The sequence below is a fragment of the Kitasatospora sp. NPDC022856 genome (assembly GCF_055561235.1).
This window is the reverse complement of sequence record NZ_JBVHHE010000024.1, coordinates 69,951-91,248: the sequence shown is the minus strand read 5'-3', so window position 1 is coordinate 91,248 and position 21,298 is coordinate 69,951. Positions and strand designations below refer to the sequence as shown.

Sequence of the window (21,298 nt, the reverse complement as noted above, 5' to 3'; positions counted from 1 at the left end):
AGGCGGGATCGGCTCTGCCCGGTGGATCGTCCGACCGGTGGATCGAGTGCGGGGAGGAGGACGGCTCAGGCGCGCAGGGTGGCGCCGCCGTCGACGTAGAGGTCCTGCATGGTGATGTGCCGGGCCCGGTCGCCGGCCAGGAACACCACGGCCTCGGCGATGTCCTCGGGGTCGGCGATCCGGCCGAGGGGTATCCCGACCCGGTAGCTGGCCGGGTCGCCGTCGACGACGCGCTGTTCGGCGGCGTCGTCGCGCCACAGGGAGCGCTGCATCTCGGTGTCGGTCGAGCCGGGGGAGACCAGGTTGCAGCGGACGCCCGACCGGGCGAGCTCCAGGCCGAGGCAGCGGACGAACATCGCGGTGGCGGCCTTGGAGGCGGCGTAGGCGGCCATCGTGGTGCGCGGCACCCCGGCGGCGTTGGAGCCGACGGTGACGATGCTGCCGGCGCCGCGCCCGGCCATCCGGCGTCCGACCGCCCGGCAGGTGTGGAACACCCCCGTGGTGTTGACGGCGAAGGTGGCCGCCCAGTCCTCGTCGGTGGTCTCCACGGCGAGGGCCGGGCGCAGGATCCCGGCGACGTTGACCAGGATGTCGATCGGGCCGACCGTGCGCTCCACGCGCTCGACCTCGGCCTCGACGGCGGCGGCGTCGGTGACGTCCAGCAGGCCGAGCCCGGGGCCGTCGGCCCGCCGGTCGGTGGCCACGACGTGGGCCCCGCGCTCGGTGAGCAGGCGGGCGACCGCGGCGCCGATGCCCTGGGCCGCGCCGGTGACGAGCGCGACGCGCCCGTCGAACTCCGCGGTGCGGTCGGGGCCGGCCGAGGCCCGGACTCCCGTGTCGGTGGCGGGCGGAGCGGGGACGTCCACGGGGGAAGTCGGCATGAGAGATCTCCGGGAGCGGGCAGGTCGGTCGAATGGGCTGAGCGCAACAGTTCGGTAAGGCTAGCCTAACCATGTTTCCCGGGGGCGACCAGGGTGGGTGTGCCCCGGAACGCGAGCGGTGCCGGGGTGCGGCTCGGGATGCCTCGCCGGGCGCGGCCTGCGCAGGTCGTGGTGCGCGGCTCGCCGGCCTGGATGGGATCACCTCCGGCGCCCGCTCGGGTGATAGGGCCTCAGTTAAGGCTGTGAGGAAGGGAATTGCTTCGCTCGCGGCCTTGGCAGTGGGGTGAGGCCGCGTCGGCGAGCGGTGGAACCACCTCTCCGGCGCGAAGGCCGTCGGCGACATCATGCGGGAGACGGCCGGGATCCAGCGGCGCTGCGTTCTCGGCGCCGCGATCAGGGAGTCCCCGCTGCCGGCCGACGGGCTGGTGCCCGGCCCTGACGCTCCCACCGGGCTCACTGTCCCGGATTCCCCCGATACTCCCCCGATCGCCGAGGGATCCTTGACGTGACTTCATAAGTTAGGCGAGGCTAACCTTATGTCGATCGATCCCGGGTCACGGGCCGGCCGGGGTGGCCGAGGCCCTTCCCGCGCCCCCGCGCCCCGTGCGGACGCGCGCACGCCGACCGGCTGCTCCCCGGCGGCGGATTCCACGACCCGCCGGCCGTGGCCGACCTCCCGGCCGGCGGCGGCTCCGCCCCGCATGTGCAACGGCTCCCGCCCGGGCCCGTGTCCCGGTGAAGATTGGCTGACCGGATGAATCCCTCCGCACCAGGGCTGCTGACACTGAGCAGCTTTCTCATGTCCCGCACCGGCCAGGCCGCCCGTCGACGCCTCGCGACCCAGGCGGACCGCCGCGGGCTCCGGCTCTGGCACGTGATGGTGCTCTGCGCACTGGAGGAGGAGGGCAGCCACTCCAAGGGCGAGCTGGCCGCCCGGCTGGAGATCGGCTCCAGTGACGTGATCAAGGTGGTCGACGACCTGGTCGTCGCCGGGTACGTCACGTGCACCCGCTCCTCGGCCGACCGCCGGCGGGTGCACGTCGACCTCACCGCGCCGGGCCGGTCGGCGGCGGCCGGGATCAACGCGGACCTGGCCGCCGCCGACGACGAAGTCCTCGCCCCGCTGTCCGGCGAGGAGCGCCTCCGGCTGTTCGACATGCTGAACCGGCTGAACGGCCACCTGGGGCAGGCCGAGGCCGGGCCCGACCGGCCCGCGCCCCGGCCCGACCCTCGGCCGGTCCGCGGGCACGGCCGGTGAGGTGCCGGCCCGTCAGCAGCTGTACCCCCACTCGGGTGCCCGGGGCGTGTCGGGAAGCGCGGTGGCGCGAAGCGCCCCGGCGGGCGCGGGGTGGACGGTGCGACCGGCCTTGATGGTCTCGACGACGGTGATGTCCTTGATCTCCTCGGGGTCGACGGCCAGCGGGCTGGCGCTGAGGATCACCAGGTCCGCGAGCTTGCCGACCTCGATGGTGCCCTTGCGGTCCTCCTCGAAGTACTGGCGGGCCGCGTTGACGGTGATCGCGCGCACGGCGTCCAGGGCGTCGACGCACTGCTCGGGGCCGACCACCACGCCCTCGGTCCGGCTGCGCCGGGTCACCTGGCTGGACAGGATGGCGATCGAGTTGGGCAGCGCCACCGGGGCGTCGTGGTGCGAGGTGTAGGCGAGGCCCTCGTCCAGCGCCCAGCGGGCCGGCGAGATGGTCGCGGCCCGCTCCTCCCCGAGGACGGTGCCCCGGTACCAGTCGCCCCAGTAGTAGGTGTGCATGGAGAAGAAGGACGGGATGACGCCCAGCCGGGCGAACTCCCGGACCTGGTCCCGGCGGGCGGTCTGCGCGTGGATCGCCACCGTCCGCCGGTCGGCGGGGCCGGTCAGCTCGGTGGCGCCCTCGACCGCCTTGAGGAACTGGTCGATCGCGGCGTCCCCGTTGACGTGGGCGAGCACCTGCCAGCCCCGGGCGTAGGCGGTGCCGACCTGCTTCAGGACGGTGCTGTCGTCCTCGATCGCGGGGTAGCCGCGGTAGTCGTCGGGCAGTCCGGCCGGCGGGGTCAGGTACGGCTCGGTGAGCCAGGCGGTGCGGCCCTGCGGCGAGCCGTCCAGGACCAGCTTCACACCGGCCGCGCGCACCCCGTCGACGTACTCCCGGCTCGCGCCGACCGGGTCGTCCTCCGGGGCGTCGGCGAGCAGGTCGGCCTTGACGTAGGCGACCACGTCGATCTTGAACGGCACGGCGGCGGCGGTGTCCCGCAGCGCCTTGAGGTTGGCCGGGCTGGTACCGCCCTCCTGCACGGTGGTGAAGCCGAACCGCGCCGCCGACTCCGCGCCCTCGATGAACAGGGCCAGCAGCGCGGCCTCGGGCAGGCCCGCCATCGCCAGCTCCGAGGCGGGATTGAAGGCCTTCTCCTCCAGCACCCCGTCGGGCTCGCCGTAGGAGGGCGGTACCGCGAGCTCCCGGCGGCGGATGACCCCGCCCTCCGGGTCCGGCGTGGCGGCGCCGTACCCCAGCCGCTCCAGGCCCAGGCTGTTCACCGCGCCCAGGTGGAAGGACTGGTGGATGGCCAGCACCGGGCGGCTGAGGGAGACTTCGTCGAGGTCGTCACGGGTCGGGTGGACGCCCTCGGCGAGCATCGCGTCGTCGTAGCCGAAGCCGATGATCCAGTCGGAGTCCCGGCCCACCGGGCCCTCCGCCCAGGCCCGCAGCTTCTCCTTCAGCGTGGCGAGGTCGGCGACGTCCCCGTCGGGCGCGGCCAGCAGGTCGGCGATGGTCGCCTGCAGCCCGATCCCGCCGAGGTGCCCGTGCGCGTCGACGAACCCCGGCAGCAGCGCCCGTCCCGCGAGGTCGCGCAGCCGCGTCCGAGGCCCCCGCCAGCCGTCGACCGCTTCGTCGAGGCCGCCGACGAAGACGATGAGCCCGTCCTTGACCGCGACGGCCTCCGGCGCCGGCCCTTCGGCGACGGTCACGATGTCGCCGCCGTGGAAGATGAGGTCCGCCTGCTCGGCCGTGCTGCTGCCCCTTGGGTGGGATGCGAATGGTGACCGGGCCACTACCCCACGTGATCGTTCGTCAACCCTCCACCGGACCGCGCCCCTGCGGCGAGCCGCCCGACCCCGGCACGATCCACCCGGTCGGTGGCCGTCCGCCGCCCGGGCCGCCCGGAGTGCCGGGCGCCCGGCATGTGCGCGGACCCGCGGCGCACTGGCATGATCGCCGCATGGCAGAACGCATCATCGGCGCTTGTGACGGCGCTTCGAAGGGCAACCCCGGTCCGGCCGCCTGGGCCTGGGTCATCGCCGACGCCGACGGCCGGCCGCAGCGCTGGGAGGCCGGACCGCTCGGCCGCGCGACCAACAACGTCGCCGAACTGACCGCGCTGAAGGAACTGCTGGGCGCGGTCCGGCCGGGAGTGCCGCTGGAGGTCCGGATGGACTCCCAGTACGCGATGAAGGCGGTCACCCAGTGGCTGCCCGGCTGGCGCCGGAAGGGCTGGAAGACCGCCGCCGGGACACCGGTCGCCAACAAGGACCTGATCGTGGCGATCGACGCGCTGCTGGCCGGGCGCGACGTCGAGTTCGTCTACGTCCCCGCGCACCAGGTCGACGGCGATCCGCTGAACGCCGTCGCCGACCGGGCGGCGAGCGACGCGGCGGTGGCCCAGCAGCCGGCGAGCGGCACCTCCGTCGACGCGCCGCTGCCCGCCCCCCGCGCGGACGCCGCACCGTCGGCCGGGTCCCGGCAGGCCGGGGCCCCGGCCGCCAAGCGGACCGGCGGCCGGGCGGGCGCCAAGTCCGCCGGGGGCCGGACCAAGGCCAAGTTCCCCGGCTCCTGCCGCTGCGGCCGCCCGTACGCCGTCGGCGACCCGATCGCCAAGAACCCGGACGGCTGGGGCCACCCCGACTGCGCCCAGGCCGCCGAGGCCGGCACCCGCTCCACCTGAGCCGTCCCGGTCCGCCCGGCCTGCCCGAGCCGTCCCGCTCCACCTGAGCCGTCCCGGTCCGCCCGGCCTGCCCGAGCCGTCCCGCTCCACCTGAGCCGTCCCGGTCCGCCCGGCCTGCCCGGGTGGACCGCCGGCCGGGCGGTCAGCCCCGGTCCGACCCCTTGCGGGAGTTCAGCAGCAGCGGTAGCAGCGAGAGCACCACGACGCCGCCCACCAGCAGCCACAGGTAGCTCTCGATCCCGGGGACGGCGGCGCCCAGCCAGTACCCCAGCAGCACCAGGCTCTGCGACCAGAGCACACCGCCGACGATCTGCCACACGGTGAAGGTCCGGGTGGGCACGTCCAGCATGCCCGCCAGCGGACTGAGCACCGTCCGGACCAGCGGCACGAAGCGGCCCAGGACGATCGCCTTCCGGTACCCGTAGCGGCGCAGCAGCGCCTCCCCCCGGGCTGCCGCCGACTTCAGCCGTCCGCTGCGGCTGCGGGCCAGCGCCGGCCGGCCGCCGTGGCGCCCGAGCAGGAAGCCCACCTGGGCCCCGGCCACCGCCCCCACCGCGGCGCAGAGCATCACCTGCCAGAGCGACAGGTGGGGCCCGGAGCGGCTGCCGGCGGCGCAGAGCACCCCGGCGGGCAGCAGCAGGGTGTCACCGGGGAGGAAGAACCCCACCACCAGCAGTCCCGACTCGGCGAACACCACCACCAGCACGGCCAGCGCGCCGAAGGCGGCGAGCAGGGAGTCCCCGCTCGTCGGGTCGACGGCCAGCGGCACGCCGCTCACCCGGTCCCGGCCGCGGCCGTCCGACGGTCCGGGTGTCGTCCTGCGGGAGAACTGGGCACGTGGTGAACCGTACTCGTGCGCCCGCGCCACCCGCCACAGCACGTGGTGCGCGGCCCGGCGGGGCCCGCCGTCCGGCCGCCGCCGGCGAGGGTGAGTTGCCCGCCCGTGCACCGGGCCGACACGCGCGGGACGCCCGGAGGTCACGCGGATCGAGTGGGATCGGCCCGGCTCTCCCGTTCCCGAGCGACCCCTGGACCCCCCATGCGACGCACCCTCACCTCCACCGTGGCGCTGGCCGCTTCCGCGCTGCTGTCCCTGGCCGTGGCCGTCCCCGCCCAGGCGCACGGCGGCCCGGCGGCGGGCCCGGCCTTCGGTACGCCGGCCGGCGCCACCACCAAGGCGCCCTACCGGCCGCTGCAGAGCGTCCGGAGCCTGCAGCAGGCACCGGACGGCTACACCGCGGTCTTCACCCAGACCGTCTCCCGGCACGGCGCCCGCGCGCTCAGCGACAGCGAGGACGGCGACCTCCTGGTGAAGCTCTGGCAGCAGGCCGCCGACGAGGGTGCGCTGACCCGGGTGGGCAAGGGCTTCGGCCCGGACGTGCGGGCGCTGCTGGACGCCAACGCGAAGGTGGGCTACGGGGCGCTGACCGGGCAGGGCCGGCGGGCGCTCCAGGACACGGCCGAGCGGATGGAGCAGCGGCTCCCCGGCCTCTTCCGGCGGATCGCCGCCGGGGCCGACGACCCGGCGGGCCCGGACCGGATCGACGTGGTCAGCTCCGGCCAGCCCCGGGCGGTCGACTCGGGCACCGAGTTCACCAAGGGCCTGCTGGCGGGCGAGCCGGCGCTGGCGAAGGCCGTCGACCCGGCCCGGACCGACACCGACCTGCTCTACTTCCACAAGTCCGCCGTGAACAAGGACTACACCGACTACGTCAAGAAGGACCCGCGGCTGGCGGCCACCCTCGCGGCGGTCCGGGACCAGCCGCGCAGCCACCGGGCGGCCCGGAAGGTGCTGGAGCGGATCTTCACCGGGCCGTTCGTCGACCGCCTCGCGGCCGGCGGCTACCCCTTCGCCGGGAACGAGGTCGACGCGGCCCAGGCCGTCTTCAACCTGTACAGCGTCACCGCCGACCTCACCGACGAGGGCGACTGGCACCTGGGCCGCTACATCGGCTCCGAGGAGGCCGCCTGGTTCGGCTACCTCGACAACGCCGAGGAGTTCTACACCAAGGGCCCGGGCTTCGCCGGTCAGGACATCACCTACAAGATGGCCGGAGTGCTCCTCGACGACCTGTTCCGCAAGGCCGAGAACCGCCGGGCGGGCACCGGCGGTCCGGCCGCCGAGCTGCGCTTCACCCACGCCGAGGAGATCATCCCGCTCGCCGCGCTGATGCGGCTGCCCGGCAGCACGACCCAGGTCACCGAGGGGTCACCGTACACCTACGCGAGCAACGCCTGGCGCGGCGCGACGGTGGCCCCGATGGGCGCGAACATCCAGTGGGACGTCTTCCGCAAGGGCGACGACTACCTGGTCCGGATGCTCTACAACGAGCAGCAGACCGCCTTCCGGCCGGGCTGCGCGCCGGTCTCGAAGGGCAGCTACTTCTACGACCTGGACGAGCTGGAGCGCTGCTTCGGCCGGACCGCGTAGCGGACGGGGACCGGGCGGGCGGTGGCCGCGGGCCCGGTGGCACGGAGGGTCAGCCCCGTGTGCTGTACTACGCGTTCACCGATTCCCCACAGCCTCTCAGGAGTGACCCGCCGGATGAGTGCCACCTGCCCGCAGTGCGAGGCGTCCGACCGGTCCGTCCCGGTGCCGCGGGCCCTCGCGGACACCACGGAGCCGCTTGAGGAGCCGGTTCGCGCGCTGCTCGCCCCGCCGCCCGAGCCGAAGCCGGCCCGGGAGCTGAGCGGCGGCGCGATCGCGCTGTCCGCCCTGGCGGCGATCTTCGCCGTGGTCGGGATCCTCTCGCTGGTCCGCGACCGGGAGGACCTCTCCGGGTACGACGCGGCCTACCGGGCGGGCTACCTGGCCGGTCCGTTCATCCTCCCGCTGATCCTGCTGGCGGCCGCCGCGATCGTGGAGCTCGTCGCGCGCTCCCGCCGCCGGCCCGGCTCCGGGTCGCCCGAGGAGGCGGCGCACCGGCAACTGCACGCCCGGGTGTGGCAGGCCGGGTGGCTGTGCCGGCGGTGCCGGGGCGCGTTCTTCCCCGAGGCGTCGATCCGCCCGGGATTCCCCGCCTCGCCGGCGATCCCGCTGGAGCAGTTCCCGCACTGGGTGATGACCGCCGCCGAGCGGGCCTTCGGCGCGCAGGCCCGGCCCGTGGCCGGCTGACACCGTCCGGGCGGGTCCTCCGCCGGCGCCCGGTACGGCCGGTGGCGGCGCCGGGGCCGGGGGAGGAGGATGGCCACGCCGAGGAGGTGTGGCCGAGTGGCGGACGAACAGGGCATCCCTACGGGCGCGGTGAGCGACGCGGTGGGGTCCGGCGACGGCCCGGCGCTGCGCCTGGAGGAGGTCGCGCGGGAGGGGCCGGGCACCCGGCAACCCGCGCTGACCGTGGCCGACGCCCGGACCGGGCGCAGCACCGGGATCCCGCCCGGGCGGCGGATGCTGCTGCGGGTCGGGGTCCGGCTGGGCTGCCCGGGCGGCCGGACCGGGGCGGGGGACCTGCGGGCCGCGCTGGTCGGTGACGTCCTGCAGAGGGTCGCCGAGATCGAAGGCCTCCAGGTGGTGCGGGTCCTCGCCGTGGCGGAGGGCGCCGCCGCCGACTTCGGGCGTGCCGCCGCCGCTCTCGGTGTCCACCCGCCGGTCGCCGTCGTCGCCTCCGGTGATCCGGACGGTCCGCTGGGCGGCCCGCCGGACGTCCAGGTCCTGGCGGCGGACGCCGAGCGGGCGGGCGCGGCGGGCGTCTGGCTCGGGGTCGGCCCCGCCGGGCCGGACCGGGGCGGTGAGCTGGCGGCCGGTCTCGGCTCCGGCGCCGTCGACGCCTCCGCGCTGCGGCTGGCCCTGCTCGCCCGCCCGTACGGCGAGCCGGTCGTGGCGGGTCCGCGTGAGCTGGCCGAGGCGGCGGGCACGCTGCGGGACTGGCGGCGGCAGGTCGCCGACTGGGCCTGGGGGCCCTCGAAGCCCGTGCCGGACGAGATCCGGCGGGAGGCCGCGGCCGCGTTCACCGGGGACCTGGACACCCCTGCGGTGCTCGCCCTGCTGCACCGCGTCGGGGCGGCCTCGGGGCTCGCGGACGGGGCCCGCTTCGAGACCTTCGCCGCCCTGGACCGGGTGCTGGGGCTGGAACTCACCCGCGACGTCGGCCGCCGCTGACCGGTCCGCCCTCCCGCCACCGACGCGCCGTCAGCCCCCCTTGAGCCCTGGGCGCGGCGGACGGCGGCGGCCTCGCCCGGGCAGGCACCGGCGCCGCCGCCGCCCTCGGCCGTGGACGCCGCCCGGCCGGGGATCAGGCCTGCGGCCGGGGCGTGACCAGGGTGCCGTTGATGACGGTGCGCAGGATCCAGGCCAGCCGCTGCTCGGGCGTGCCGGAGAGGAGGTCCGCGCCGAGCGCGGTGATGCGCGGGTGGTCGGCCGCGGTGGTCGCCCGGAGCGCGTCGGCCAGCGCGCCCTGCTCCGCCTCGGCGCGGGCGTCCTGGTCGCGGCCGGCCTGCTCGGCGGCGATCGCGGTGGCCGCCAGGAGAAGGACGTCGACGCCCCAGGCGGCCTGGCCGTCGGGGACGTCCCCTTCGTGCAGCAGGGCGAGGACGGCCTCGACGAGCGCGAGGTAGTTCGACCCCGAGGGGCGGGCCAGCAGGGCCGAGTGCGCCAGGCTGGGGTGCTGGAACAGGACGTGCGTGTACGAGCCGAGGACGGCGGCGAGCCGCTCGCGCCAGTCGCCCGGCGCGCTCAGCGGCCCGAGGTCGACGGCGCCCAGCAGCTCCTCCAGGATCGCCGCGTGGAGCTCGGCGGTGTTGGCCAGGTAGACGTACAGCGACGCCGGGCCGGTGTCGAGCTCCTGGGCGAGCCGGCGCATGGTGACGCGTGGAAGGCCTTCGGCCCGCATGATCCGGACGGCCGTGTCGACGATGCCCTCGTAGGTGAGCGCGGGCTTGGCGGGCCGCTCGCGGCGGCTACGAGGGGCGGGGGAGCGTGACGTCACGCCGCCGAGCCTAACGATCGCGTTCGGGACGAACAAGTTCGGCGCCCTGGCGAACATGTTCGTTAAGACCTTGTTCCTGACGAACATGTTCGTTACGTTGGGGAAGGAGGGCGCGCCGCCCGCTCGTCCCGAGCCGCCGGCCCGACCGCCCCCACCCGCGACCCCACGCCCGTACCCGCCCGAGGAGCACGCCATGACCACCACCCACCACCCCCTCGCGATCGTCGGCGCCGGCCTCGGCGGTCTGACCCTGGCCCGCGTCCTCCAGGTGCACGGCATCGCCGCGACCGTCTTCGACCTGGAGCCCTCCCGGGAGGCCCGCACGCAGGGCGGCATGCTCGACATCCACGGCGGCACGGGCCAGCGTGCGCTCCGCGCGGCCGGCCTGCACGAGCCCTTCCTCGGCCTCGTCCATCCGGGCGGCCAGGCCATGCGGATCGTCGCCCCGGACGGCGCCGTCCGCCACAGCGAGGAGGACGACGGCAGCGGCGACCGCCCCGAGGTGGACCGCGGCCGGCTGCGCGACCTGCTGCTCGACTCCCTCGTGCCCGGTACCGTCCACTGGGGGCGGAAGGCGACCGGCGCCCGCCCGCTCGGCGACGGCCGTCACGAACTGCGCTTCCGGGACGGTTCGGCCGTCACCACCGACCTGCTGGTCGGTGCGGACGGCGCCTGGTCCCGGATCCGCCCGCTGCTCTCCGCGGCGACGCCGGCCTACACCGGCGTCTCCTTCGTCGAGGCCGAGCTGCACGACGCGGACACCCGTCACCCGGCCGCGGCGGCCCTGATCGGCGGGGGCTTCTTCTTCTCCCTCGGGGAGGGCAGGGGCTTCCTGGCCCACCGGGAGGGCGACGGCAGTCTGCACGTCTACACCGCCCTCAAGGTCGCCGAGGAGTGGCTGGACGGCTTCGACCTGGCCGACACCGCCGCCGCCAAGGGCGCCGTCCTGGCCCACTTCGACGGCTGGCACGAGAGCCTGCGGGCGCTGGTGGGGGAGGCCGACGGCGCGCTGGTCGGGCGGCGCATCCACGCCCTGCCGATCGGCCACCGCTGGGAGCGGACCCCCGGTGTGACCCTGCTGGGCGACGCCGCGCACCTGATGTCCCCGTTCGCGGGGGAGGGTGCCAACCTCGCGATGCTCGACGGGGCCGAACTCGGTCTGGCCCTCGCCGCCCACCCGGGCGACGTCGAGGCCGCCCTGCGGGCCTACGAGGAACCGATGTTCCCGCGCGGCGCGGCCTCGGCCGCCGAGTCCGCCGCGAGCCTGGCGCAGATGTTCGGCGAGCGCGCGCTGGAGGGCCTGCTGGAGCGGTTCGCCGCCACCGGCTGATCGACCGCCGGTCCGGGCTCCTCGCGCTCGCGGCCCTACGCGGGGGCGACGGCCCGTTCCAGCAGGCCGTGCAGCAGCTGCCTCTCCTGTGCGGTGAGGCTGCCCAGCGGCGAGCCCTCGGTGAGGAGTTTGAGGAGCCGTTCGCGCAGCGCGGTGCCCTCGGCGGTGAGCACGAGCTGCTTGGCGCGGCGGTCGGTGGGGTGCGGGTGCCGCTCGATCAGCTGCTGCTTCTCCAGCTTGTCGACGACGAAGGTGGTGTTGGAGGGCTCGCAGCTCATGCGCTCGGCGAGCTCGCGCATGGTCATCGGCCCGCTCATCTCCCGCAGCGCGGTCGCCTGGGAGGGGGTGAGCCCGAGGGTGGCCGCGCGCACGCGCACGTGCTCGACGATCCGCTGGTTCAGCCCGTTCACCAGGCCGCACAGCTGTCGCACGGCGATGGCCTGCGGCTCGGAGAACGTCGTCATGGCGCCCAGTCTAGCAGTTCGTCAAGCGAACATAATTGCAGCTTGAATGATTCGAACTTGATGCTTATGGTGGCGTCGACGGCGCCGGAACCCCGGCGCCGAACTGACGACGACACACGGGAGAGAACTCATGGCCGACATGACGGTGGATCAGGGCGGGCGACTGCGCCGGCCGGCGGGGGTCCGCTCGATACGGCTGGGCGACACCACGGTGTCGTACGTGCCGGACGGTGATGTGCGGCTGCGCCCCCTGGACGTGCTCCCGGACAGCACCGGCGAGGTGTGGGCCGCGCACCCGGAGTACCTGGACGCCGGGGGCCACCTGGTCGGGAGCGTCGGCAGCCTGCTGGTGGAGCACGGCGACCGCGCGCTGCTGATCGACGCGGGCTTCGGCCCCCGGTCGCACGCCGCGCCGGCCGGGCCCCTCGCCACGATCCGCGGCGGCGCGCTCCCGGACGGCCTGGCCCGGCTCGGCCGCGCCCCCGAGGACATCGAGGCGGTGGCCTTCACCCACCTCCACGCCGACCACGTCGGCTGGGCCGCCCTCCCCGCCCCCGGCGGGGACCGGCCGCTGTTCGCCCACGCCGACTACCTGGTCTCCGCGCCGGAGTGGGAGCAGCGGAACCTCGCGGACGAGCAGGTCGCGGCCCTGGCCCCGCGCGTCCGGACGATCACGGACGGGCAGGAGGTCTTCCCGGGCGTCCGCGTGCGGATCCTCCCCGGGCACACCCCCGGGCACGCCGAGTACGTCGTCACCGGGGGCGGCCGGCGGCTGATCGCCTTCGGCGACACCGCGCACTCGCCGATCCAGATCGACCACCCGGACTGGTCCTCGGGCTTCGACCACGACCTGACCCGGACCGCCGAGCACCGCCGCCGACTGGTCGCCGAGCTGGCGGAGCCCGGCACGATCGGCTTCGGCGTGCACTTCGCCGACGTGGTGTTCGGCCACGTCCGGCGGGGTGGGTCCGGTCCGGCCTGGCAGCCGCTGGACGCCTGACCCGACGGCCCGGTCAGCCGGCCTGCCATCCGTGTTCGAGGAGGTCGAAGGCGGCGTCCAGGGCCCGCGCCGGGTCCGCCGAGTCGCGGGCGAGCGCCGAGGCTTCGAGGGTGAACCGGGCCAGCGCGGCGCAGTGCGGGTCGTCGGGCTCGGCGCCGGTCGCGTCGGCGACGGCGCGGGCCAGGGCCTCCTGGTGGCGCGTCCACATCCGGCGGGCATACTCGCTCAGCGCGGGGGTGTCGCGGACGAGGCCGTGACCGGCGGCGACACCGGCTACGTCAACCGGCCCCTGTACGCGCTGCCGGTGCCGCACAGCTGGCCGCACACCCCTAAACCACCCGACCGTCGACGGCGCCGTCGCCGCGTACGAGCGCGTCCTGCTGCCCCGTTCCGCCGCGGCCGCCGCCGACGCGGCGGAGGGCATCGAGGGCGCCTTCGCCCCCGACAGCGCCGAGCAGCTCCTGGCCCACTGGGGGGACCACCAATGACGGCCGGTACGTCGCGGGAAGGCCCGCCCGCCCCCGGATCCGGCGACGGCCGCCGTTCGGGGGGCGGCCCCGACGGCCCGGTGAACCGGATCAGCCGGGTGCCCCGTGCGGTGTCCGCCGCCACCGGTTCGGGGGAGGCCGCCGAACGTGACATCGTGTGCGTGAAGCCGTCAACCGGCAGCACCCTTCCAGGAGGTCCCGTATGAGCAGCGAATCAACGTCGTCCGACCACGCCGAGAACACCGAGAAGGCCACGGGCGCGGAGGCCGACCAGGCCGCCGCGGCGCCCGCCACGCAGGACGACGTCAAGGCCCGGTTCCTGGCCGCGCTGGAGCGCAAGCACGGCACCAAGGGCGGCGCCGCGTCCGGCGGCCCGAACGGCGACTCGAAGATCCACGGCGCCCACGCCGCGGCCGGCGGCAAGCGCAACTTCCGCCGCAAGAGCGGTGGCTGAGCACTCGACCGCTCGGGCGGCGCCGGATCCGGCGCCGCCCGGTCCACCTGGCGTCTCCGCCGCCCGGTCCCTCGCGGGGCGGGCGGCGGAGCCGTTCACCCGGGCCACGGTCCGCGGGCCGGTCGGGTCGGCCCGACCGGTCAGGCGGGCAGGGAGGCCAGCCAGTCGGTCAGGAGCCGGTTGACCTCGTCCGGTCGTTCCTGCTGGATCCAGTGCCCGCAGCCGTCGAGGACGTGGCAGGAGAGCAGACCGGGAAGCGTGACGGGGTAGGCCGCGATCGCCTCGGCCAGCCAGGTGGTGGAGGCGTCCAGGCCGCCGCCGGCGAACAGCGAGGGCTGGGTGATCGGGGCGCCGTCGAAGCGGGCGAGGTCCTCCCAGTCCCGGTCCATGCTGCGGTACCGGGCCAGCGCCCCGCGCAGGCCGGTCCGCTCGAACTCACCGGCGTAGAAGTCGAGGTCCTCCGCACTGAGCCAGCCGGGCAGCCGGCCGGCGGGGAACCGGTCGCGCAGCGTCCCGCCCGGGCCGACGAAGTGCGGATCGGGTGCGCCCGGGGCCGGCATGGTGTCGGCGGACAGCGCCGCGTAGAAGCCCGCGAGCCAGCCGCGCACATCGGGTTCGATCTCGGCCTCGGCGCGGCCCGGCTCCTGGAAGTAGGCGACGTAGAACTCCTCGTCGCCGCCCATCCCCGCGAAGACCTCGCTGGGGCGCGGACCGCCGCGCGGCAGGTACGGGACGCTCAGCAGTCCCACCGCACGGAACACGTCCGGCCTGACCAGGGCGGAGTCGGCGGCGATGGTCGCCCCCCAGTCGTGGCCGACGATCACCGCGGACCGCTCGCCCAGGGCCTGCACCACCGCGACGTTGTCCTCGACGAGGTCGAGCATCCGGTACGCGGCCGGATCCTCGGGTGCGGTGGAGCGCCCGTACCCCCGGACGTCGACGGCGACCGCGCGGTACCCGGCCGCGGCCAGCGCGGGCAACTGGCGGCGCCAGGAGTACCAGGACTCCGGGAACCCGTGCACCAGCAGGACCAGCGGCCCGCTGCCCTGTTCCACCAGGTGGATCCGGCCGGCGGGGGTGGGGACCAGCCGGTGGGTGGCGCCCGCGAGGTGGGGTGACATGCGTCCTCCTGACGATTCGGTCGGCCGGGCGCGGGGTGGCGCTCCGGCGCACGCTGTCTCGCCGCCGATCATGGTGCGCCCGGTGGGCTCCGGGCGAGGGCTGTTGCCGGTTCGGCAAACCGCCCGGCCGGCTTCGGCGCCCGCGCTCCCCGCTACCGCTACCGGTTGCCCGCGCTCCCCGCTACCGCGCCGCGAACGGCCGGCCGGGGCCGAAGGCCAGGGCGGCGAAGCGCTCGCCGATGCGGCGGTGCGCGGCGGTGTCCGGGTGGAGCGCGTCGGGCAGCGGCAGCTCGGCGAAGTCCGCCTCGCCGTACAGCTCGCGGCCGTCGAGGTGGTGCAGGTTCGGGTCCTGGGCGGAGCGCTGCCGGACGATGCGGGCCAGCTCCTCCCGGATGACGCGCAGGGTGAGCTTCCCGCCCGCCCGCTCCGCCGGGTCGCCGGTGGCCAGGAACCGCAGGCGCCCGGTGGCGAGGGCGGTGAGGTCCGGGGCGCTGGGGCCGGGGGTGTCCTCGTGGATGGGGCAGAGGATGGACGAGACCACCAGCAGCGGCGCGTCCGGGTGCCCCTCGCGGATGGTGTCGAGGAAGCCGTGGACGGCCGGGGTGAAGGCGCGCAGCCGCATCAGGTCGGTGTTGACGAGGTTGATGCCGATCTTGACGCTGATCAGGTCGGCGGGGGTGTCGCGCATGGTCCGGGCGGTGAACGGGTCGAGCAGGGCGCTGCCGCCCAGGCCCAGGTTGACCAGCTCCGCACCGCCGAGCGCGGCGGCCAGCGCCGGCCAGGTCGTGCTGGGGCTCGCGGTGTCGGACCCCTGGCTGATCGAACTCCCGTGGTGCAGCCAGACCTTGCGGCCCCGGTCGGCCGCGTGCTGCTCGACGGGGGCGTCGGTGCGCAGCGCCACCAGTTCGGTGGTCTCGTTGTGCGGCAGCCAGATCTCGACGTCCTTGACGCCCTCGGGCAGTGCGGGGAACCGGGCGGTGCCGACCGGCCCGGGCCGGGTCCGCGCGGACCCGGTGGCCAGGTCGATGGTCAGGGTGTTGCCGGTGGGAACGGTGGACTGCCCGGCCGGGCGGCCGTCGACGAGCAGGTCGTACACGCCGTCCGGGCGGGGCGGTGCGCCCGGGTAGACCCGCTTGGTGGGCAGGGTGTCCAGTTCGATCGCGGTGGCCCGGGTGCGGAAGGCCAGGCGTACGCCGGAGGGCTGGGACTCGGCCATGGCCAGCTGGCCGTCGGTGTTGCGGGCGCGGACCCAGGCGGGCAGCCGGTGCGGGAGCAGACCGTGCTCGGTCCGCTCCAGGTCCAGGGCGCCGCGGAGCAGCTCCGCGGTGACGGGCGTGGTGATCCAGGTGTGCGGGGTGGTGTGCATCGTCTCAACCTTGTGCTTCGGGAAGTGCGGGGGCGTCGGCCCGGACGCGGGCCGGTCGGCCGGTCGGGCGCCGCCCGTGGTGGGCGAGGGGCCCGGGTCAGGGCGCGGGCCAGTTGCGCAGCAGGGCGTCGAGGGCGTCCAGGATCCGTGTCCAGGACTCCTGGGAGTCGGGGGCGCTGTGGCTGAAGGCCTCGGCCAGCTCCAGGCTGACGTAGCCGTGGAAGACGCTCCCCAGCAGGCGGACGGCGTGGGTCTGGTCCGGTTCGGTGAGGTCGTACCCGCGCAGGATCGCCCGCGTCATCTCCGCGTGGCGGCCGCCGGCGCTGGCCGCCGCCGCCTCCGGGGTGAGCGGCTGACGGGTCGCCGCGTAGCGGCCGGGGTGCTGGCGCGCGTAGTCGCGGTAGACGTCGGCCAGCGCCGTCAGGGCGTCCTTGCCCGCCCGCCCGGCCAGCGCGTCGGCGCCGCGGTCGGCGAGCTCCTCCAGGGCGAGCAGGGCGATCCTGGTCTTGAGGTCCTGGGAGCTCTTGACGTGCGAGTACAGGCTCGCGACCTTGACGTCGAACCGCCTGGCGAGTGCCGAGACGGTCACCTGCTCGAAGCCGACCTCGTCGGCCAGCTCGGCGCCCGCCCGTGTCAGGCGCTCGGTGGTCAGCCCTACGCGTCCCATGTCCCGTCCTCTCGTTCGACAGTACCGATGATGCATTTGCCTAATACCTTTAGGCAAATCGACGTGGGATATAGGGAGGATGGCGAGGCGTTCAAGTGATTGACAGCGTTCCGTCATAGGAGTTCACTTCGTGAAGAAAGGTCCCGGCCGGGCTCTCCCACGACCCCTCCAGACCAAGGCGGTTGCGTATGCCCTCGTCGATCCACCGACAGTCCCTGGCAGCCACGTTCGGGCTGCTGCTGGCCATGGTCGCGACCTTCGCCTGGGGACCGGCCCAGGCCACGGCGGCCCCGACCTCCGTTCAAGCAGTGAACTTCGAGGACAACTTCGACGGCCCCGCCGGGTCGGCGGTCGACGCGGGCAGGTGGCAGACCGAGACCGGCGACAACGTCAACAACCACGAGCGCCAGTACTACACGGCCGGCAACGCGAACGCCGCGCTGGACGGCCAGGGCCACCTGGTGATCACGGCGCGCCGCGAGAACCCGGCCAACTACCAGTGCTGGTACGGCACCTGTCAGTACACCTCGGCCCGGCTGAACACCTCCGGCCGGTTCGCCCAGGCCTACGGGCACGTCGAGACCCGGATGAAGGTCCCGCGCGGCCAGGGCATGTGGCCGGCCTTCTGGATGCTGGGCAACGACATCGGCCAGGTCGGCTGGCCGAACAGCGGCGAGATCGACGTCATGGAGAACGTCGGCTTCGAGCCCGGCACGGTGCACGGGACCATCCACGGCCCCGGCTACTCGGGCAGCGGCGGCATCGGCGCCGGGTACAGCCTCCCGGGCGGCCAGGCCTTCGCGGACGCCTTCCACACCTTCGCCGTCGACTGGGCGCCCGACTCGATCTCCTGGTCCGTGGACGGCACGGTCTACCAGCGCCGCACCCCGGCCGATCTCGGCGGCCGGAGCTGGGCGTTCAACAAGCCCTTCTTCCTCATCCTCAACCTCGCCGTCGGCGGCTACTGGCCCGGTGACCCGGACGCCGGCACCGCCTTCCCGCAGCAACTGGTCGTGGACTACGTGCGGGTGACCACCTCCGGCGGCACCCCCACGGGCGGCACCCTGACCGGGCTGGCGGGCAAGTGCCTGGACGTGGCCGCCGCGGGCACCGCCAACGGCACCCAGGTCCAGCTCTACACCTGCAACGGGACGGCCGCGCAGCGCTGGACGGTCGGCACCGACGGCACGGTGCGCGCGCTCGGCAAGTGCCTGGACGCCAATGCCGCGGGAACCGCGGACGGCACCAAGGTGCAGCTGTGGGACTGCAACGGCACCGGCGCCCAGCGCTGGTCGTACAACGCGGCCACCCGCGACCTGGTCAACGTGCCGGCGAACAAGTGCCTGGACGTAGCAGGCAACAACCCGGCCGATGCCACCGCGACCCAGCTCTGGACCTGCACCGGGGCCGGCAACCAGAAGTGGACGCTGAACCCCTGACGAACAGCGCCGTGCCCCGGCCGCCGGAGGGCGGCCGGGGCACGGCGGTTCGTCAGGGTCGGGTGACCCGCGGTCAGCGCAGGTCGAAGCGGTCGAGCTCGGACACCTTGGTCCAGGCCGCGACGAAGTCCGTCACGAACTTCTCCTTCGCGTCGTCGCTCGCGTAGACCTCGGCGAGCGCCCGCAGCTCCGAGTTGGAGCCGAACACCAGGTCGGCGCGGGTGCCGGTCCAGCGGACCTCGCCGGTGACGGCGTCCCGGGCCTCGAAGGTGTTCGCGTCCGCGGTGGTGGCCTTCCACGTCGTGCCCAGGTCGAGCAGGTTGACGAAGAAGTCGTTGGTCAGCCGGCCGGGGGTGTCGGTCAGGACGCCCAGCGAGGACTGCTGGTAGTTGGCGCCCAGCACGCGCAGGCCGCCGACCAGGACGGTCAGCTCCGGGGCGCTCAGGGTCAGCAGGTTGGCCCGGTCCAGCAGCAGGTACTCGGCCGGCAGCCGGTTGCCCTTGCCCAGGTAGTTGCGGAACCCGTCGGCGGTCGGCTCCAGCGCCGCGAAGGACTCGACGTCGGTCTCGTCCTGGGCGGCGTCCACCCGGCCCGGGGTGAACGGCACCACGACCGGGAAGCCGGCGTCGGCGGCGGCCTTCTCCACACCGGCCGCGCCCGCGAGGACGATCAGGTCGGCGATCGAGATCGCCCTGCCGTCCGTCCGGCCGGCGTTGAACGAGTCGCGCACGCTCTCCAGGGTGCGCAGCACGGTCGCCAGCTCGTCGGGCCCGTTGACCTCCCAGCCGCTCTGCGGTTCCAGCCGGATCCGGGCGCCGTTGGCGCCGCCGCGCAGGTCACTGCCGCGGAACGTGGAGGCCGAGGCCCAGGCGGTGGAGACCAGCTGGGCGACGGTCAGGCCGGAGGCCAGCACCTGCTGCTTGAGGGCGGCGATGTCCGCGGCGTCGACCAGCTCGTGCGTGACGGCGGGCAGCGGGTCCTGCCACAGCAGGGTCTCCGACGGGACCTCGGGGCCGAGGTAGCGCACGACCGGACCCATGTCGCGGTGGGTCAGCTTGAACCAGGCCCGGGCGAAGGCGTCCGCGAAGGCCGCGGGCTCGGCCAGGAAGCGCCGGGAGATCTGCTCGTAGACCGGGTCGACCCGCAGCGCGAGGTCGGTGGTCAGCATGGTCGGCGCGTGGGTCTTCGAGCCGTCGTGCGCGTCCGGGACGGTGCCGGCGCCGCCGCCGTCCTTGGGCCGCCACTGGTGGGCGCCGGCCGGGCTCTTGAACAGCTCCCACTCGTAGCCGAAGAGGATCTCGAAGAAGGTGTTGTCCCAGGTGGTGGGCGTGGTGGTCCAGATGCCCTCAAGGCCGCTGGTGATCGTGTCGTCGCCCTTGCCGGTGCCGTAGGTGCTCTGCCAGCCCAGGCCCTGGAGCTCCAGCGGGGCGGCCTCGGGGTCGGGGCCGACGTTGTCGGCCGGGCCCGCGCCGTGGGTCTTGCCGAAGGTGTGGCCGCCCGCGATCAGGGCGACGGTCTCCTCGTCGTTCATCGCCATCCGGCGGAAGGTCTCGCGGATGTCGCGGGCCGCGGCCATCGGGTCCGGGGTGCCGTTGGGGCCTTCCGGGTTGACGTAGATCAGGCCCATCTGGACGGCGCCCAGCGGGCTCTCCAGGTCACGGTCGCCGGTGTAGCGCTCGTCGTCGAGCCAGGTCGTCTCGGGGCCCCAGTAGACGTCCTCCTCCGGCTCCCAGACGTCCTCGCGACCGCCGCCGAAGCCGAAGGTCTGGAAGCCCATCGTCTCCAGCGCGACGTTGCCGGCCAGGATCAGCAGGTCGGCCCAGGACAGGCTCTGGCCGTACTTCTTCTTCACCGGCCACAGCAGGCGGCGGGCCTTGTCGAGGTTGGCGTTGTCCGGCCAGCTGTTCAGCGGCGCGAAACGCTGCTGGCCGGCACCGGCGCCGCCGCGGCCGTCGCTGATCCGGTAGGTGCCCGCGCTGTGCCAGGCCATCCGGATGATGAAGGGGCCGTAGTGGCCGAAGTCGGCCGGCCACCACTCCTGCGAGGTGGTCAGCACCTCGGCGAGGTCGCGCTTGACGGCGGCGAGGTCGAGCGTCTTGAACGCCTCGGCGTAGTCGAAGTCCGCACCGAGCGGGTTGGCCACGGCCGGGTTCTTGGCAAGGATCTTCAGGTTGAGCCGGTCCGGCCACCACTGGCGGTTTCCACCGCCCTGGGTCGGGTGCGCGGCGCGCCCGTGGGCGACGGGGCAGCCTCCCCCCTCCGCCTTCGCATCGGTGACGATCGCGTCGTGGTTCTCAGACATGGGAATCCTTCCGGGCCGGGCGGATCACGTTGTTCAGGAACGATCGAAGGGCGGAGCACCTGGGGGGGGTCGTTCAATGAGGAGGACTAGCTCACCCGACGCGGAGGTGCTCACCGCCGTTCCGGAGCCTCACTGCCCCCTAGGCTATCGCCGGAACCGATCCTACGATGGACAGATTCCAAGTCAAGAACCACACCGAGTCACTATCCCGTCGGGGTTCGGAAGGCCACTGCTAGAATCCGGGGTTCCCCCATGAGCCTGAATAGGTGAACCGATATGAGTGACCTGCTGGTACGGCTGAGAGGGCGCGGCTGGCGACTGACCGCCCAGCGGCGCGTCGTCGCGGAGGTCCTCGACGGCGATCACGTCCATCTCACGGCCGACGAGGTGCACGCCCGCGCGGTCCAGCGGCTGCCGGAGATCTCCCGCGCGACCGTCTACAACACCCTCGGCGAACTGGTCGGACTCGGCGAGGTCATGGAGGTCGCCACCGACGGCCGGGCCCGGCGCTACGACCCCAACGCCCACCGCCCGCACCAGCACCTGGTGTGCTCCGGCTGCGGCACGATCCGCGACGTCCACCCGGCCGGGGACCCGCTGGCCGACCTTCCGGCCGAGCAGCGGTTCGGCTTCGCCGTCGCCACCGCCGAGGTCACCTACCGCGGGATCTGCCCGGACTGCGCCTGACGCCCGGGGCCGACACCTCGCCGACACGCCGAAGGGGCCGGCCGAACCCTTGGGTTCGGCCGGCCCCTTCGGCTGCGGTGCGGTCGGCGGACGGCCGCTCAAGGTGCTCGAACCGCTGCTGCTCTTGTCGACGACGATGATCGCCCCGCTGGAACTCGACGAACCACCGCCCCGACCGGCGCCGTCGGTGCCGCCGTCGGCGACGGGGGCGCGGCCGTCGGGGCTGGATGCGTAAAGGGCG

The 21,298-nt window shown here is 74.5% G+C and carries 20 protein-coding genes; 10 read left to right on the top strand and 10 right to left on the bottom strand.

The window, feature by feature from the left end; all coding sequences use genetic code 11:
* Nucleotides 1-65: 65 nt before the first annotated feature.
* Nucleotides 66-881 (bottom strand): 2,3-dihydro-2,3-dihydroxybenzoate dehydrogenase, encoded by an 816-nt coding sequence (dhbA, locus tag ACZ34W_RS27260; protein WP_465607814.1) that lies wholly within the window; start codon nt 879-881, stop codon nt 66-68.
* A 799-nt stretch (nt 882-1,680) separates the two neighbouring features.
* Between dhbA and ACZ34W_RS27255 the strand changes: the two genes are divergently transcribed.
* A complete protein-coding gene (locus tag ACZ34W_RS27255) occupies nt 1,681-2,139 on the top strand; it encodes a MarR family winged helix-turn-helix transcriptional regulator (protein ID WP_329491532.1) in 459 nt (152 codons plus the stop codon).
* A gap of 12 nt (nt 2,140-2,151) precedes the next feature.
* On the opposite strand, the gene ACZ34W_RS27250 is transcribed toward ACZ34W_RS27255, so the two are convergent.
* Entirely contained in the window at nt 2,152-3,840 is a 1,689-nt protein-coding gene (locus tag ACZ34W_RS27250; protein ID WP_465607811.1) for an amidohydrolase, read from the bottom strand.
* 251 nt (nt 3,841-4,091) lie between these two features.
* Between ACZ34W_RS27250 and ACZ34W_RS27245 the strand changes: the two genes are divergently transcribed.
* Entirely contained in the window at nt 4,092-4,814 is a 723-nt protein-coding gene (locus ACZ34W_RS27245; RefSeq protein ID WP_329491534.1) for a ribonuclease H family protein, read from the top strand.
* 142 nt (nt 4,815-4,956) lie between these two features.
* On the opposite strand, the gene ACZ34W_RS27240 is transcribed toward ACZ34W_RS27245, so the two are convergent.
* Complete coding sequence (locus ACZ34W_RS27240; RefSeq protein WP_329491535.1) at nt 4,957-5,583, bottom strand: DedA family protein; 627 nt, start codon at nt 5,581-5,583, stop codon at nt 4,957-4,959.
* Between the two features lie 270 nt (nt 5,584-5,853).
* Between ACZ34W_RS27240 and ACZ34W_RS27235 the strand changes: the two genes are divergently transcribed.
* The 3 genes from ACZ34W_RS27235 to ACZ34W_RS27225 all read left to right on the top strand — a co-directional run bounded on the left by ACZ34W_RS27235 (nt 5,854) and on the right by ACZ34W_RS27225 (nt 8,913).
* Nucleotides 5,854-7,245, top strand: coding sequence for a histidine-type phosphatase (locus tag ACZ34W_RS27235; protein WP_465607808.1), 1,392 nt, complete (start codon nt 5,854-5,856; stop codon nt 7,243-7,245).
* Nucleotides 7,246-7,359: 114 nt separating this feature from the next.
* Nucleotides 7,360-7,929, top strand: a complete 570-nt coding sequence (locus tag ACZ34W_RS27230; RefSeq protein WP_465607806.1) for a hypothetical protein — start codon at nt 7,360-7,362, stop codon at nt 7,927-7,929.
* A 96-nt stretch (nt 7,930-8,025) separates the two neighbouring features.
* Nucleotides 8,026-8,913, top strand: coding sequence for a hypothetical protein (locus ACZ34W_RS27225; protein WP_465607804.1), 888 nt, complete (start codon nt 8,026-8,028; stop codon nt 8,911-8,913).
* Between the two features lie 133 nt (nt 8,914-9,046).
* Here the strand turns inward: ACZ34W_RS27225 and ACZ34W_RS27220 are convergent, their stop codons facing one another.
* The gene (locus ACZ34W_RS27220) at nt 9,047-9,739 is read right to left on the bottom strand and encodes a TetR/AcrR family transcriptional regulator (RefSeq protein ID WP_396487237.1); all 693 of its coding nucleotides are present in this window, start codon (nt 9,737-9,739) and stop codon (nt 9,047-9,049) included.
* Between the two features lie 193 nt (nt 9,740-9,932).
* On the opposite strand from ACZ34W_RS27220, the gene ACZ34W_RS27215 reads away from it, so the two are divergent.
* Nucleotides 9,933-11,069 carry an FAD-dependent oxidoreductase gene (locus ACZ34W_RS27215; protein WP_465607801.1) on the top strand — a complete coding sequence of 379 codons (1,137 nt, stop codon included), beginning with the start codon at nt 9,933-9,935 and terminating at the stop codon, nt 11,067-11,069.
* A 35-nt stretch (nt 11,070-11,104) separates the two neighbouring features.
* Here the strand turns inward: ACZ34W_RS27215 and ACZ34W_RS27210 are convergent, their stop codons facing one another.
* Nucleotides 11,105-11,533: a MarR family winged helix-turn-helix transcriptional regulator gene (locus ACZ34W_RS27210; RefSeq protein ID WP_465607799.1), complete on the bottom strand. Its 429-nt coding sequence runs from the start codon at nt 11,531-11,533 to the stop codon at nt 11,105-11,107.
* 130 nt (nt 11,534-11,663) lie between these two features.
* Between ACZ34W_RS27210 and ACZ34W_RS27205 the strand changes: the two genes are divergently transcribed.
* The gene (locus ACZ34W_RS27205; RefSeq protein ID WP_465607797.1) at nt 11,664-12,533 is read left to right on the top strand and encodes an MBL fold metallo-hydrolase; all 870 of its coding nucleotides are present in this window, start codon (nt 11,664-11,666) and stop codon (nt 12,531-12,533) included.
* 13 nt (nt 12,534-12,546) lie between these two features.
* Here the strand turns inward: ACZ34W_RS27205 and ACZ34W_RS27200 are convergent, their stop codons facing one another.
* A complete protein-coding gene (locus ACZ34W_RS27200) occupies nt 12,547-12,957 on the bottom strand; it encodes an acyl-CoA-like ligand-binding transcription factor (protein WP_465607795.1) in 411 nt (136 codons plus the stop codon).
* 266 nt (nt 12,958-13,223) lie between these two features.
* On the opposite strand from ACZ34W_RS27200, the gene ACZ34W_RS27195 reads away from it, so the two are divergent.
* Nucleotides 13,224-13,475 carry a DUF5302 domain-containing protein gene (locus ACZ34W_RS27195; RefSeq protein WP_359810302.1) on the top strand — a complete coding sequence of 84 codons (252 nt, stop codon included), beginning with the start codon at nt 13,224-13,226 and terminating at the stop codon, nt 13,473-13,475.
* Between the two features lie 140 nt (nt 13,476-13,615).
* Here the strand turns inward: ACZ34W_RS27195 and ACZ34W_RS27190 are convergent, their stop codons facing one another.
* The 3 genes from ACZ34W_RS27190 to ACZ34W_RS27180 form a co-directional block, all read right to left on the bottom strand.
* On the bottom strand, nt 13,616-14,596 hold the full coding sequence (locus tag ACZ34W_RS27190; RefSeq protein ID WP_465607792.1) for an alpha/beta fold hydrolase: 981 nt from the start codon (nt 14,594-14,596) through the stop codon (nt 13,616-13,618).
* Nucleotides 14,597-14,777: 181 nt separating this feature from the next.
* Nucleotides 14,778-15,962 carry a GDSL-type esterase/lipase family protein gene (locus tag ACZ34W_RS27185; RefSeq protein WP_465607790.1) on the bottom strand — a complete coding sequence of 395 codons (1,185 nt, stop codon included), beginning with the start codon at nt 15,960-15,962 and terminating at the stop codon, nt 14,778-14,780.
* A 97-nt stretch (nt 15,963-16,059) separates the two neighbouring features.
* Nucleotides 16,060-16,629, bottom strand: a complete 570-nt coding sequence (locus ACZ34W_RS27180; RefSeq protein ID WP_329491546.1) for a TetR/AcrR family transcriptional regulator — start codon at nt 16,627-16,629, stop codon at nt 16,060-16,062.
* 245 nt (nt 16,630-16,874) lie between these two features.
* On the opposite strand from ACZ34W_RS27180, the gene ACZ34W_RS27175 reads away from it, so the two are divergent.
* The gene (locus ACZ34W_RS27175) at nt 16,875-18,068 is read left to right on the top strand and encodes a ricin-type beta-trefoil lectin domain protein (protein ID WP_329492385.1); all 1,194 of its coding nucleotides are present in this window, start codon (nt 16,875-16,877) and stop codon (nt 18,066-18,068) included.
* Nucleotides 18,069-18,141: 73 nt separating this feature from the next.
* On the opposite strand, the gene katG is transcribed toward ACZ34W_RS27175, so the two are convergent.
* Nucleotides 18,142-20,370 carry a catalase/peroxidase HPI gene (gene katG / locus ACZ34W_RS27170; protein WP_465607787.1) on the bottom strand — a complete coding sequence of 743 codons (2,229 nt, stop codon included), beginning with the start codon at nt 20,368-20,370 and terminating at the stop codon, nt 18,142-18,144.
* Between the two features lie 276 nt (nt 20,371-20,646).
* Between katG and ACZ34W_RS27165 the strand changes: the two genes are divergently transcribed.
* Entirely contained in the window at nt 20,647-21,057 is a 411-nt protein-coding gene (locus ACZ34W_RS27165) for a Fur family transcriptional regulator (RefSeq protein WP_329491548.1), read from the top strand.
* Nucleotides 21,058-21,298 lie beyond the last annotated feature (241 nt).